The following is a 12,691-nucleotide window of genomic DNA, read 5'->3' on the forward strand; positions in this document are numbered from 1 at the left end:
TGCATTGCTGCACCCGCGAAGGGGCGGCTAAAGAAACGGAATGAACGCTTCGCCGTCTTCCGCTTCCGCAGCCGCCCCTTTCGTCGTGCTGGATTTCGACTCCACCCTGGTCAAGGTGGAGACGCTGGATGCGCTGGCCGACATGGTGCTGAGCGAGTCGGCCGAGGCGGACGCCATCCGCACCCGCGTGGCGCGTCTGACCGATCAGGCCATGGCCGGGGACATTGATTTCGGCGAGGCGCTGAAGCGGCGGCTGGAGCTGCTGCAACTGAGCCGCAGTCATGTGGAGGCGCTGGCCGACCGTATTCTGGGCGAGCTGACCCCGTCGGTGCGGCGCAACGCGCGTTTCTTCGCCGAAAACGCCGAGCGCATCATCATCGTCTCGGGCGGGTTCCGCGAGGTCATCGCCCCGGTGGCTGCGGAACTGGGCATCGCGCCCGAGCGGGTGCTGGCCAACGACCTGATCTATGACGACGAGGGCCGGGTCACCGGCGTGGACGAGGCCAATCCCCTGTCGCGCGAGGGCGGCAAGGCCGAGGCGCTGAAGGGGCTGAACCTGCCCGGCCCGGTGATCCTGATCGGCGACGGCTGGAACGACGCGGTGATGAAACAGGCTGGCGTCGTGGACCGCTTCTACGCCTTCACGGAAATCGTGCGGCGCGAGCCGGTGGTGGCGGCGGCGGACGCCGAGGCGCGCTCGCTGGACGAGGTGCTGCACGCCGAGGGGCTGAGCGGGCGCTGGTCGTTTCCGCGCAGCCGCATGAAGATCCTGCTGCTGGAGAACATTCACCCCCTGGCCGTGCAGCGGTTCCGGGAGGAGGGATACTCGGTCGAGACCCTGAAGGGGGCGCTGGACGAGGATGCGCTGATCGCGCGGATAAAGGGGGTCCACGTGCTGGGCGTGCGCTCCAAGACCAATGTGTCGGCCCGGGTGCTGGAGGCGGCGGACAAGCTGATGGCCGTGGCGGCCTTCTGCATCGGCACCAACCAGATCGATCTTGAGGCCGCGGCCGACCGGGGCGTGGCGGCGTTCAATGCGCCCTATTCCAACACCCGTTCGGTGGTGGAGCTGGCCATCGGGCTGACGGTCACCCTGATGCGCGACGTGGCGGACAAGTCCGCCGCCATGCACCGGGGCGAGTGGAACAAGTCGGCGACCGGCTCGCGGGAGATGCGCGGAAAGACCCTGGGCATCGTGGGCTACGGCGCCATCGGCTCGCAGCTGTCGGTGCTGGCCGAGGCGCTGGGCATGCGGGTGGTGTTCTTTGACGTGGTCGAACGGCTGGCGCTGGGCAATGCGCGACGGCTGCGGTCGCTGGACGCGCTGCTGGCCGAGGCGGACGTGGTCAGTCTGCACGTGGACGGGCGCCTGACCAACACCAATCTGATGGGGCCGCAGCAGTTCGCGCGCATGAAGCCGGGCGCCCTGCTGCTGAACCTTTCGCGGGGCCATGTGGTGGACATCGGGGCCCTGGCCCAGGCGCTGGGCTCGGGCCGGGTGGCCGGCGCGGCGGTGGACGTGTTCCCCGAGGAGCCGCGCACCAATGACGATCCGTTCGACAGCCCCCTGATAGGCCTGAAGAACGTTATCCTGACGCCCCACATCGGCGGCTCGACCGAGGAGGCGCAGGAGGCCATCGCCGACTTCGCCGCCGAGCGGGTGCTGGGCTATCTGAACCGGGGCGACACGACGTTCAGCGTCAACCTGCCCAACGTCCAGCTGGCCGAGGTGACGGGCGGGCACCGGCTGCTCCACATCCACCGCAATCAGGCGGGCGTGCTGGCGGCGATCAACCGGGTGCTGGCGGACGCGGGGCTGAACATCCTGGCCCAGCATCTGAAGACCGACGAGCGCACCGGCTATGTGATCGCCGACGTGGATCGGGACTACGACCGCGCCCTTCTGGATGACCTGAAAGCCATTCCGGGCACCCTTCGGTTCCGGATTCTGCACTGAACCTTCCCTAGCGGCATCTTGCGTCAGCCGCTGAGCGGCGCACACTCCCGGAAACGACCGCATACTGACGGTCGAAGGGAGGAAGATCATGTCTCGTCAAACCGTTTCGGCGGCGGCGCTCGCCGTTGTCCTGGGCGCCGTGATGCTGTCGCCGTCGCAGGCGCAGGCCCAGTCCTATGATCGTCTCGTGGTGTTCGGCGACAGCCTGAGCGACAACGGCAACCTGTTCGCCTTCACCAGTGGAACCCAGCCGCCCGCGCCGATCTACTGGCAAGGCAGGTTCTCGAACGGGCGCGTGTTCACCGAGCTGCTGGGCTTCGACACGACGGGCTTCGGCACGGTCACGGGCAGCGTCAACTACGCCTTCGGCGGCGCGCGCACCGATGCGGCGATGAGCCCGCCGGGCATGCAGGTGCAACTGCAGGCCTATCTGGCGAGCGGCGGGACTTTCGGGTCAAACGATCTGGTTAGCGTCCTGGGCGGCGCCAACAACATTTTCCAGGCTGCGGAAGCCATCTCGACCAATCCCGCGCTGAACCCGCTGTCCTACATGACCGGCGTTGCGACGGGCGCGGCGACGGATGTGGCAGGCCTGACGAACGCCATCGCCGGGGCGGGAGCCGGGACAATCCTCGTCACCAACCTGCCGCGCCTGTCGCTGACCCCGGCCTTCTCCACCGCCCCGGCCTCGACCCTGGGCGACATCGGCTCCAACACCTTCAATGCGGCGCTGGCGCAGGGGCTTCGGACGGTGGCGGCGGCTAACCCCAACGCCAACATCATCCAGGTGGACCTGTTCACGGCCACCGACTACTTCGCCGCCAATCCGGGCCTGTTCGGCGTCTCCAACGCCACCGACCCCTGCTTCGACGAGGCGGCCATGACCCTGTGCGCCAATCCGGAGAGCTATTTCTATTTTGACGGGGTTCACCCGACCTCGACGGGCCACCGGGCGCTGGCCAATCTGGCGCTGGATTACATGTATTACGGCGATGCGGGGGCCCAGACGACCGTGTTTGGCGAGACCGCCTTCCGCCAGCGCGAGCGGGCCATGGAGGACGGCTCGGCGCGGCTGTCGTCGCGGGAGGCCTGGTCCATGGGTAATGTGGTGTCGGGCGGCGTGGTCTATGACAGCACCGAATTCGACGCCCGCGGCGCAGTCGCCGCCGCCGAGACGGAGACCTGGGGGGCACGCTTCCAGTTGGAGCACATGGCCTCGGCCAACTGGCGCTTCGGCATCGGCCTGGGCATCGACCAGGGCGATCTGACCGCCGGGCGTCTGGCCGCCGACATCGAGACGGTGGGCGGTGACCTGTGGGCCGGCTGGCGCTCGGACGCGTGGTTCGTCAACGGCGTGGCCGGGGTGTCCAGCACCCGCTTCGACGACATCGCGCGTTTGACCGCCCTGACCCCGGTGATCCACGCGGGCAAGACGAGGGCGGTGACCACCGGGGCCCGGGTGCAGGCCGGGACCTGGCTGGAGATGGGCGGGTTGGCCCTGTCTCCCCGCGCGGCCCTGGCCTGGGTCAGCGCGGATGTGGACGGCTATCTGGAGCAGGGCCCTGCCGCCCGCCACGCCATTGCCGACCGCACGGTGGAGGGCGTCACCGCCGAGGTGGCCCTGCGCCTGGAAGGCGGCGGCCCGGCCTTCGGCTTCTACGCCGAGGGCGGCTATCGTGACCTGCTGGACGACAGCGCCGATCCGGTGACCGTGGCTTTGGCCAACAACACGGCCCAGCCGCTGTCGACGCTGATCGACAACCCGTTGTCGGAGCAGGCCATGGTCAATCTGGGGGTCAATGCCCGACTGGGTGCGCGACTGAATCTGGACATCGGCTATCAGGGCCGCTTCGCCGAGGCGGCGGACAGCCATGTGGGTGCGGTGACCCTGCGCCTGCCGTTCTGATTGGAGACCGACCAACATGGCGGCGGAGGGCTCACGCTCTCCGCCGCTTTTTTGTGCGTTATCTCAAAAGGTTGCCGCGCTGCGGCGGTCTGTCGCACCCGGCGCCCATAAATGGCCCCATCGGCGCCGCACAACGCCGCCTCGATCAGGTCGCCGACCCCCTGACCGGGGGTTCGCGTCCTTTGTGGACGTGGTCGCGGCGATCTTCCCATCGAGCTTTGACAAGCTTGTCACGCTGCCGACGGAGCCGCCGCTTGCGACGACTATTGCCGACTGCGAGGTCTTTCCTCACCCATTCCGGCCAGACCCTGGGTCTGGCGGCCGTCGCCGTGATGGCCATGGCGGCCGCGCCCCAGGCCATGCATGTGGCCGTGGCGGTGGACAAGCCCGTGGCGGAGCGCCCCATGGCGCCGCCCGTGATCGCCGAGGCCCGGGACATGGGCCCTCCGGTGCGGATCATCGCCTTCGACCTGCCCATCAAGACCCATCCCATCAATTCGCGCTTTGGAACCCGCCGTCTGGCCGGTGAGCCGACGGCGCGACAGCACGCCGGGGTCGACATCGCCGCTCCTATGGGCACGCCGATCCTGGCCACAGCCGAGGGCGTGGTCACGGCCGTGGGCTATGACCGCGCGGGCTATGGCCGCTATGTGGAGGTGCGTCACCCCAATGGCCTGCGCAGCTTCTACGCCCACATGAGCGCGGTGGACGTGCAGACCGGGGCCGAGGTGGCGGCGGGCCAGGTGGTCGGCAAGGTCGGCTCCACCGGCTATTCCACCGGACCCCACCTGCATTTCGAAATCCGCCGGGGCGGCGCGCGTCTGAACCCCGCCAACTATCTGGGCCGCGAGTTCGCGGTGCGCATCCCGGGCGACCGCGCGCAGGGTTAGGCGGCGGCGGTTCCTCCGTGTACGCCCGTCTCCACGCTCAGGTGTCGCGCCCCGAAGGTGGCCACCGCCATCACGGCCAGCGACAGCGCCGGGAACCAGATCGGGTGGGGCATCATGACCACCAGGGCGATCACGGACAGCGCCATGAGCCCGCCCACGATCAGGGCGGCCCAGTCGACGCGCGCCAGCCGCGCCGCCGTCAGGGCGCCGAGGAAGGTGGCGACGCCATAGCCCAGGATGACCGCAGCCAGGGTCGGCGCGCCGGGCGCCACGGCCGCCCGCATGGGCGGCGGTGGCATCAGATAGTGGGCCGTCATCTCCCACAGGCTGGTGATGACGATGGCCAGCACGACCCCCGCCAGCGTCCCCAGAATTCGTCGCAGCACGGCCCGTCTCCCTGAAAGCCCCCAACGACCATCCGCCGCCGGGAGAGTCCCGTCAACGGCCACGGTTGGCGGGCGCAGGGGAAGCGGGCTAGGGATGGGGCTCGCGAACAGGGGAGGCGGCATGGGTCCGGCGCTCGCACTTGAGAACGTCAGCAAGCGGTACGGCGCCTTTCAGGCTGTCCAGGACCTGAGCTTCGAGGTGCAGAAGGGGTCAATCTGCGGATTTCTGGGGCCGAACGGGGCGGGCAAGACCTCCACCATCCGCATGATTCTGGGCCTGGCGCCGGTCTCGGCAGGACGCATCACCATCCTGGGCGCCAATGACGGCCGCAAGGTGCGCGACCAACTGGGCTTTTTGCCGGAAGAGCGCGGCCTGTACCGCAAGATGACGCCGGTGGACGCCATCGCCTTTTTCGCCGGGCTGAAGGGCGTGCCGCTGGGCGAGGGCCGCAGACGCGCGCGGGTCATGCTGGAGGCGCAAGGGCTGGGGGCCGCCGCCGACAAGAAGATGAAGGACCTGTCCAAGGGCATGGCCCAGAAGGTCCAGTTGATCGCCGCCCTGGCCCACGAGCCGGAATTTGTGATCCTGGACGAACCGTTTTCGGGCCTTGATCCGGTGAACCAGCAGGGGCTGGAGGTGGTGATCCGCGACATCGCGTCCAACGGCGCCACGGTGCTGTTCTCGACCCATGTGATGCAGCACGCCGAGCGGCTTTGCGACAAGGTCGTGCTGATCGCCGGCGGGCACAAGGCGTTCGAGGGGACGGTGGACGAGGCGCGCGCCACGACGCCCCGGTTTCTGGAGCTGGAAGGCGGCATCGCGGCGGCCGCCGTGGCGGCCCTGCCGGGCGTGGCTTCGGTGGACATCGATGGCGAGCGCATCCGCGCGGCGCTGAAGCCCGGCGCCTCGGGCCATGACGCCCTGAAGGCCGCCTTCGTTCAGGGGCTGGACGTCAGGACATTCCGCATGCGCGAACCCAGCCTGCACGACGCCTTCATCAGTCTGACGGGGGCCGACCCGGACCGGGTCGAGGCCCGGGACGGGGAGACGGCCCGATGACCCGCGCCCTGCTGATCGCCCGCCGCGAGTATCTGGCCTATGCGCGCACCGTCGGATTCTGGCTGTCGCTGCTGGCGCTGCCGTTCTTCGCCGTGCTCGGCGGGGCGATCCCGATCCTGATGCAGCGGGCCGAGCCGGTGCACGTGGTCGCCATGGTGGAGGCGCCCTCCGACGATGCGGGCGCGCTGAGCGAAGGCGTGCGCCGGGCCCTGGACGAGGCGCGCGCGCGTCGGACAGCCGAGGCCCTGCGCAACCTGGCCGTCAGCGAAGCAGGGCTGGAGGGCGCCGAGGCCGTGCGGCGCATTGCGGCGGATGAGGGAGCCGACGCCGGTCTGGCCGAACTGCGCCGGGTCGCGCCCCGCGCCGGGGCCGGATACAGCCCGCCGCGTGAAACCCTCTTGCTGGTGGATACGCCGGGCGATCTGCAGGAACTGGCCGGACCTGATGATGCACGGGAGCGCGTGCAGCCCTGGTTCAACGGCGATCGGCTGCTGGACGACGGCGAGCAACTGGACGCGGTGGTGATCCTGAGCCGTCAGGATGGCGGCGCGCCGTCGGCCGTGGTCTGGGCCGCACGGGCCACCGACCGGACGGTTGAGCACGCCGTACGCCAAGCGCTGACCGAGTTGAACCGGCGTGAGGCGCTGGCCGCGGCGGGGGTCGATCCCGGCCTGATCCGCGACGTCGACCGTTTCCGGCCGGACGTGCAGATGTTCTCGTCGGCCAGCGCCAGCGGCGGACAGGTCTCCATGCGCGACAGCCTGCCCGGCATCATCGGCTTCGCCCTGGGGTTCCTGCTCTGGTCGCTGGTGGTGACCGGGGCCTCCATGCTGATGAACAGCGTCATGGAGGAGAAGGCTAACAAGGTGCTGGAGGTCCTGCTGTCCTCCGCCTCGTCCACCGAAATCCTGGCGGGCAAGGTGCTGGGGGTCGCGGCCCTGACCGGCACGGTGCTGCTGGCCTGGGGCGCGCTTGGGGTCGCCGGGTTCGCGGCCCTGATCCCACAGATCGGCGGAGACGTGGCGGCGGTGCTGCTGAAGGACGGGCTGCTGCTGTATCTGTTCGCCTATCTGGCGGGCGGCTATCTCATGTACGCGGTCATCTTCGCCGCCATCGGCGCGTTCTGCGAGACGCCCCGCGAGGCCCAGACCCTGATCGGGCCGATCATGATGATCCTGATCGCTCCGCTGCTGGTGATGCAGATCGCCATGCGCAATCCGGACGCCACGGTGGTCAAGGTGATGTCCTGGATCCCGTTCTTCACCCCCTTCCTGATGAGCGCGCGCGCGCCGTCCGGGCCGCCGCTGTTCGAGATCCTCGGCACCATCGCCGGCATGCTGGCGACGGTGGTGGTGATCACCTGGCTGGCCGGGCGCGCCTTCCGCGCCGGCGCCCTGTCCGGGATCAAGCTGGACTGGAAAAGCCTGGGGCGGGTGCTGAAGCGGGACGCATAGAAAATGGGGAATTTCGCCGTTTGGTGAAAGGCCTTCCTTAACTTTGTTAGCGCTCTCATTCCTGAAAAGGCTCTGGGGAGAGCGCCTTGGACAATCACGCCCTGCTGGCCTTCGTCGGTCCTGAAGCCTGCCGGTTCGCCCTGATGGAGCCGACCGGGGATCGCCCCCGCCTGTCCCAGTACCGGGAGGTTCCCGTCAGACCCGGCGACAGCCTGTGCGGCCTGCTGGGGGCCTATGCGCTGGCGCTGGGCCGTCCGCTGCCGTCGCGTCTGGGTCTGGCAGTGGCGGCTCCGGTGAACGACGAGCGGATCACCGTGACCCAGTCGGGCTGGTCCTTCACGCGCCAGGAGCTTTGCGAGGCGTTCGGCTTCGAGACCCTGTCGCTGATCAATGATGCGGCGGCGGCGGCGCTGTCGCTGCAGTGGCTGGAGGCCGGGGACACCCTGGCCATCGGAGCGGCGGATGCGCCGGTGGGTGGGTTGGCCGAGGGGCGCTATGCGGTGGTCAGCGCCGATTTCGGCCTTGGGGTTTCGGCGGTGGAGATCGGGCCGGACGGCTGCCGGGTGATCGACACCGAGGCCGGCCACCTGGCCTTCGCCCCGGACAATGCGGAGGAGTTCGAACTGCTGGCCCGGCTGGGCGAGGTGTTCGGACGGGTATCCTATGAGCGGCTGATCTCGTGGCCCGGACTGGCCAATCTGCATGAGGCGCTGGCGCGCGCGCCAGGCGCCCGGCCGGGCGAGCCGCTGGATCCGCTGGAGGTGGCGCTTTACGCGCGCACGGGCGCTGACCCCCGTTGCCGCGAGGCGCTGGACCGGTACCTGGCTGTGCTCGGCGATTTCGCCGGGGCTGCGGCGCTGGCGCTTGGAGCCAATCAGGGCGTGTTCCTGACCGGCCGCGCCATGGTGGAGATGCAGGACCAGATCGCCGCCAGCCGGTTCCGAGAGCGGTTCGAGGCCAAGGGCCGCCTGAGCGGCGTGGTGGCGCGTCTGCCGGTGTGGGCCGTGGTCAATCCGGGCGCGGTGCTGATCGGAGCGGCGCGCAAGCTGAGCACCGACCGGGCGCGGGCCGAGGCGCCGATGCTGATCCCGCCGTCGCCGCCCCGGGGCGCCCCCCCGCCACCCTCGCGGCCCACGGACCGGAAACTGGTGCGCCGGCTGGGCCAGCCGTTGCTGGATGCGGTGGCCAGCGGGCTGCTGGTGGTGGATTCGGATCTGAACATCGTGGCCTCCAACGAGCGATTCTGGGCCGGGTCTGCGGCGCCGGAAGCCTTGAGGCGGCCCGGAGCTTCCATCGAACCTTGCTTGCGGGCGTTGGCTGAGCTGGGCGAATGGCGCGCAGAGGACGTGGAGACGGCGTTGGGCCGTCTGCGCAGCGCCGAGCCGTTCGTCATCGAGCGTCAGGGCTTCGGCGGGCGCGTCACGCGGGACGAGGCCCTGCCCATATCGTCCGGCGGGTGGATCATCACGGCAGAGGACGTGACGGTGGTGGCGCGGCGGGCTCGGGAACTTCAGGGTCTGGCGGCCGACCTGCGCGACGCCAAGAGGGACGCCGAGGCCGCCAATGAGGCCAAGTCGGCCTTCCTCGCCACCATGAGCCACGAGATCAGAACGCCCCTGAACGGGGTGCTGGGGATGACCCAGGCCATGTCGCAGGACGACCTGTCGCCGGTGCAGGCGGAGCGCCTGGGGGTGATCCGGCAGTCGGGCGAGTGCCTGCTGGCCATCCTCAACGACATCCTCGATCTGTCGAAGATCGAGGCGGGCAAGCTGGAGCTTGAGGAGACCGACTTCGATCTGGAAGCGCTGCTGCTGGGCGCCCGGTCCACCTTCACGGCCCTGGCCAACAAGAAGGGGCTGTCGTTCGATCTGACGGTGGCGCCCGAGGCCCTGGGTATATGGAGGGGCGACCCGACGCGGGTGCGCCAGATCCTTTACAACCTGATCTCCAACGCCCTGAAGTTCACCGAACAGGGCGAGGTGCGAGTGGCTGCGGCGTGTGACGGGGATGCCCTGACCCTGACGGTGACAGACACCGGCATCGGCATTCCTGATCCTTGTCTGAAGGGTCTGTTCGACAAATTCGTCCAGGCCGACGCCTCCACCACCCGGCGCTATGGCGGCACGGGTCTGGGCCTGGCCATCACTCGCCAGCTGGCGGAGCTGATGGGCGGCGGCATCGTGGTGTCGAGCGAGGAAGGGACGGGAACGGTCTTCACCGTGCGCCTGATCCTGCCGCGCGGCGAGGCCGTGGTGATGCCCGGCGAGGCCCCCGCGCCGGCGCCCCTGACCACCGAGCGCGGACTGAAGGTGCTGGCGGCCGAGGACAACACCGTCAACCAGCTGGTGCTCAAGACCCTGCTGCACCAACTGGGCGTGGATCTGACCGTGGTGGAAGACGGACTGGAAGCGGTGGAGGCCTGGGGTCGCGAGCCTTGGGATCTGATCCTGATGGATGTGCAGATGCCCCGCATGGACGGCCCCGGCGCCGCGCGCGCCATCCGGGCCGCCGAGGCCTCGACGGGCCGGGCGCGCACGCCCATCATCGCCCTGACCGCCAATGTCATGACCCACCAGGTGGCGGAGTATCTCGGCGCGGGCATGGACCGGTGTGTGGCCAAGCCCCTGCAGATCGGCGCCCTGGTGGACGCCATGACCGCCCTGACATCGTCCGACCCTGACGCCCGCGCCGATGCGGCCTGACCTGCCCAGTTGAGGAGAAACCCATGACCCTGCCCACGAACCGTCGATCCGTCCTTGCCGGGGCGGGCGCCCTGACCAGCGGCCTGCTGACGGGCGGCCGCGCGTTGGGTCAGGAGCCCCGCAAGCTGGGCTACGCCATCGTGGGTCTGGGCGGATACGCCAATGTCATCATGCCGCGCTTCGCCGAGTGCCGGCACTCGCGCCTGACGGCGCTGGTCAGCGGCGATCCGGCCAAGGCGCGGCGCATTGCGGCGGAATACGGCGTGCCCGAGCGCAACATTTATAACTACGCCAATTTCGATCGCATCCGCGACAATCCGGACGTGGACATCGTCTATGTGATCCTGCCTGTGGCCCTGCATCATGAGTACACCCTGCGGGCGGCGGCGGCGGGCAAGCATGTGCTGTGCGAAAAACCCATGGCCATGAACGCCGGTGAGGCCGCGGAGATGATCGCGGCCTGCCAGGCGGCGAACGTGAAACTGATGATCGGCTATCGCTCGTGGTTCGAGAGTCATAACCGCGAAGCCATGCGCATGACGGGCGCGGGCGAGCTCGGGCCGCTGCGGCTGGTGACCTCACAGCACGGCTTCAACATCGGCGATCCGGCCCAGTGGCGGCTGGATCCGGCCCTGTCGGGCGGCGGCTCGATGATGGATATCGGCATCTACAGCCTGCAGTCGGTCCGCTACCTGACGGGCGAGGAGCCGGTGGAGGTCGCCGCCTTCGAGCAGACCGATCGGACAGACCCGCGGTTTCGCGCGGTGGAGGACACCCTGCTGTTCCAGCTGCGCTTTCCGTCCGGCGCCGTGGCCGACGGGGTGTCGTCCTACAGTTCGAACCACGGGCGATCACGGGCGGTGGGCGCGGCGGGCTGGCTGGATATGGAGCCGGCCACGGGCTACGGCGGGCATCGGATGCGCGTCCATCTGGAGGGGCAAACCCGCGAGCATGAGCCCCCGGCCTTGCCGGTCAATCAGTTCTCGGGCCAGCTGGATCACCTGTCGCAATGCGTGCTGACCGGGGCCGAGCCCATCGTGCCGGGCGAGGAGGGCCTGCGGGACATGCGCATCATTGACGCCATGTATCAGGCCGCCCGCGAGCGCCGGCCGGTGGCGCTGTGATCGGGCCGCGAGATGGTCTCGCGAGGATCGGGCGGCGCGGTGTTCTCGCGGGCGGGGCGGGGGCCGCCGCTCTCGGCCTCATGGGATGTGGAGGCGGTCGGATGACCAACGTTGAACGCCAGACGGTCGGGGGCGTGCGCCGTCTGTCGCCGGAGATGGACTCCATCATCGCGCCGGGCGCCCGGGTGGAGGTGCTGGCCGAGGGGTTCGACTGGGCCGAGGGGCCGGTATGGGTCGAGGCGGGCGGCTATCTGCTGTTCACCGACGTGCCGCAGAACGTGATCTGGCGCTGGTCGGAGACAGACGGGCTGTCGGAATTCATGCGGCCCTCCGGGTTCGACGGAGAGGACAGTTCGCACCTGCGCGAACCCGGCGCCAACGGCCTGGTCATCGAGCCTTCGGGCGCGCTGCTGATGTGCGATCACGGCAACCGGTCTCTGTCGCGGGTCGATCTGGCCACGCGTCGGAAGACCATCGTCGTGGACCGGTTCGAGGGGCGGCGCTTCAACAGCCCCAACGATCTGGTGATCCACCGGTCCGGCGCGGTCTATTTCACCGATCCGCCCTATGGGCTGGAGGGGATGAACGAGTCCCCTGTCAAGGAACTGGCCCATAACGGCGTCTATCGTCTGGCCCCCGGCGGCGCGGTGACCCTGATCGAGGACGCCCTGACCTTTCCCAACGGGGTCGCGCTGTCCCCGGACCACCGCACGCTCTATGTGGCCGTGTCCGATCCCGAGGGACCCGTGGTGATGGCGTACGATCTGGACGAGGCCGGCGGGGCGCATGCGTCGCGCGTGCTGTTCGACGCCGCGCCGCTGATGGGACCGGATGCGCCGGGCCTGCCGGATGGACTGAAGGTGGACGCCCGGGGACGCATCTTCACCACCGGGCCGGGCGGGGTGCTGGTGCTGACGCCCGAGGGTGACCTGCTGGGGGTCATCGAGACGGGGCGGGCGACAGCCAATTGCGCCTTCGGGCCCGACGGGGCGAGCCTGTTCATGACGGCCGATGATCGCCTGACGCGGGTGGCGCTGATCCCGGCGTGAGGCTTGACCGGTCGGGGGCGGTGAAAAAATGCCACAGAAGGCGATCGCGTCGCGTTAATTGGAAAATTGTGCCTGTGGCCTGTTGCGCCGCACAGGGAATTGATGTCTCTTGCCGTCATCGCAGACCAAGGCTGACGACGTGAATAACCGCGCGCCCATCGCT

The 12,691-nt window shown here is 69.2% G+C and carries 9 protein-coding genes; 8 read left to right on the forward strand and 1 reads right to left on the reverse strand.

What is annotated here, in order from left to right; translation table 11 throughout:
- Positions 1-40 precede the first annotated feature (40 nt).
- From serA to ACK4SE_RS00065, 3 genes are all read left to right on the forward strand, one after another.
- Positions 41-1,957: a phosphoglycerate dehydrogenase gene (gene serA, locus ACK4SE_RS00055; protein ID WP_409686925.1), complete on the forward strand. Its 1,917-nt coding sequence runs from the start codon at positions 41-43 to the stop codon at positions 1,955-1,957.
- 88 nt (positions 1,958-2,045) lie between these two features.
- Entirely contained in the window at positions 2,046-3,863 is a 1,818-nt protein-coding gene (locus ACK4SE_RS00060; protein WP_409686928.1) for an autotransporter domain-containing protein, read from the forward strand.
- A gap of 254 nt (positions 3,864-4,117) precedes the next feature.
- On the forward strand, positions 4,118-4,753 hold the full coding sequence (locus ACK4SE_RS00065; RefSeq protein WP_409686931.1) for a M23 family metallopeptidase: 636 nt from the start codon (positions 4,118-4,120) through the stop codon (positions 4,751-4,753).
- On the opposite strand, the gene ACK4SE_RS00070 is transcribed toward ACK4SE_RS00065, so the two are convergent.
- Positions 4,750-5,139: a hypothetical protein gene (locus ACK4SE_RS00070; RefSeq protein WP_409686934.1), complete on the reverse strand. Its 390-nt coding sequence runs from the start codon at positions 5,137-5,139 to the stop codon at positions 4,750-4,752. The genes ACK4SE_RS00065 and ACK4SE_RS00070 overlap by 4 nt on opposite strands.
- Before the next feature lie 121 nt (positions 5,140-5,260).
- Between ACK4SE_RS00070 and ACK4SE_RS00075 the strand changes: the two genes are divergently transcribed.
- The 5 genes from ACK4SE_RS00075 (at position 5,261) to ACK4SE_RS00095 (ending at position 12,528) form a co-directional block, all read left to right on the forward strand.
- Positions 5,261-6,199: an ABC transporter ATP-binding protein gene (locus tag ACK4SE_RS00075; RefSeq protein WP_409686937.1), complete on the forward strand. Its 939-nt coding sequence runs from the start codon at positions 5,261-5,263 to the stop codon at positions 6,197-6,199.
- The gene (locus tag ACK4SE_RS00080; RefSeq protein ID WP_409686940.1) at positions 6,196-7,653 is read left to right on the forward strand and encodes an ABC transporter permease; all 1,458 of its coding nucleotides are present in this window, start codon (positions 6,196-6,198) and stop codon (positions 7,651-7,653) included. Before ACK4SE_RS00075 ends, ACK4SE_RS00080 begins: the two co-directional genes overlap by 4 nt.
- An 86-nt stretch (positions 7,654-7,739) precedes the next feature.
- Positions 7,740-10,355, forward strand: coding sequence for a glucokinase (locus ACK4SE_RS00085; RefSeq protein WP_409686943.1), 2,616 nt, complete (start codon positions 7,740-7,742; stop codon positions 10,353-10,355).
- A 23-nt stretch (positions 10,356-10,378) separates the two neighbouring features.
- Positions 10,379-11,479: a Gfo/Idh/MocA family protein gene (locus tag ACK4SE_RS00090; RefSeq protein WP_409686946.1), complete on the forward strand. Its 1,101-nt coding sequence runs from the start codon at positions 10,379-10,381 to the stop codon at positions 11,477-11,479.
- Positions 11,480-11,580: 101 nt separating this feature from the next.
- Positions 11,581-12,528, forward strand: a complete 948-nt coding sequence (locus ACK4SE_RS00095; protein WP_409686949.1) for an SMP-30/gluconolactonase/LRE family protein — start codon at positions 11,581-11,583, stop codon at positions 12,526-12,528.
- The last annotated feature ends 163 nt before the right edge of the window (positions 12,529-12,691 follow it).

The sequence above is a fragment of the Brevundimonas sp. genome (assembly GCF_046293315.1).
Classification (GTDB): domain Bacteria; phylum Pseudomonadota; class Alphaproteobacteria; order Caulobacterales; family Caulobacteraceae; genus Brevundimonas.

Bases quoted from the DNA above. Each gene is read 5' to 3' on its own strand.
- serA (WP_409686925.1), top strand. From the start codon at position 41: ATGAACGCTTCGCCGTCTTCCGCTTCCGCAGCCGCCCCTTTCGTCGTG.
- ACK4SE_RS00060 (WP_409686928.1), top strand. From the start codon at position 2,046: ATGTCTCGTCAAACCGTTTCGGCGGCGGCGCTCGCCGTTGTCCTGGGC.
- ACK4SE_RS00075 (WP_409686937.1), top strand. From the start codon at position 5,261: ATGGGTCCGGCGCTCGCACTTGAGAACGTCAGCAAGCGGTACGGCGCC.
- ACK4SE_RS00080 (WP_409686940.1), top strand. From the start codon at position 6,196: ATGACCCGCGCCCTGCTGATCGCCCGCCGCGAGTATCTGGCCTATGCG.
- ACK4SE_RS00090 (WP_409686946.1), top strand. From the start codon at position 10,379: ATGACCCTGCCCACGAACCGTCGATCCGTCCTTGCCGGGGCGGGCGCC.
- ACK4SE_RS00095 (WP_409686949.1), top strand. From the start codon at position 11,581: ATGACCAACGTTGAACGCCAGACGGTCGGGGGCGTGCGCCGTCTGTCG.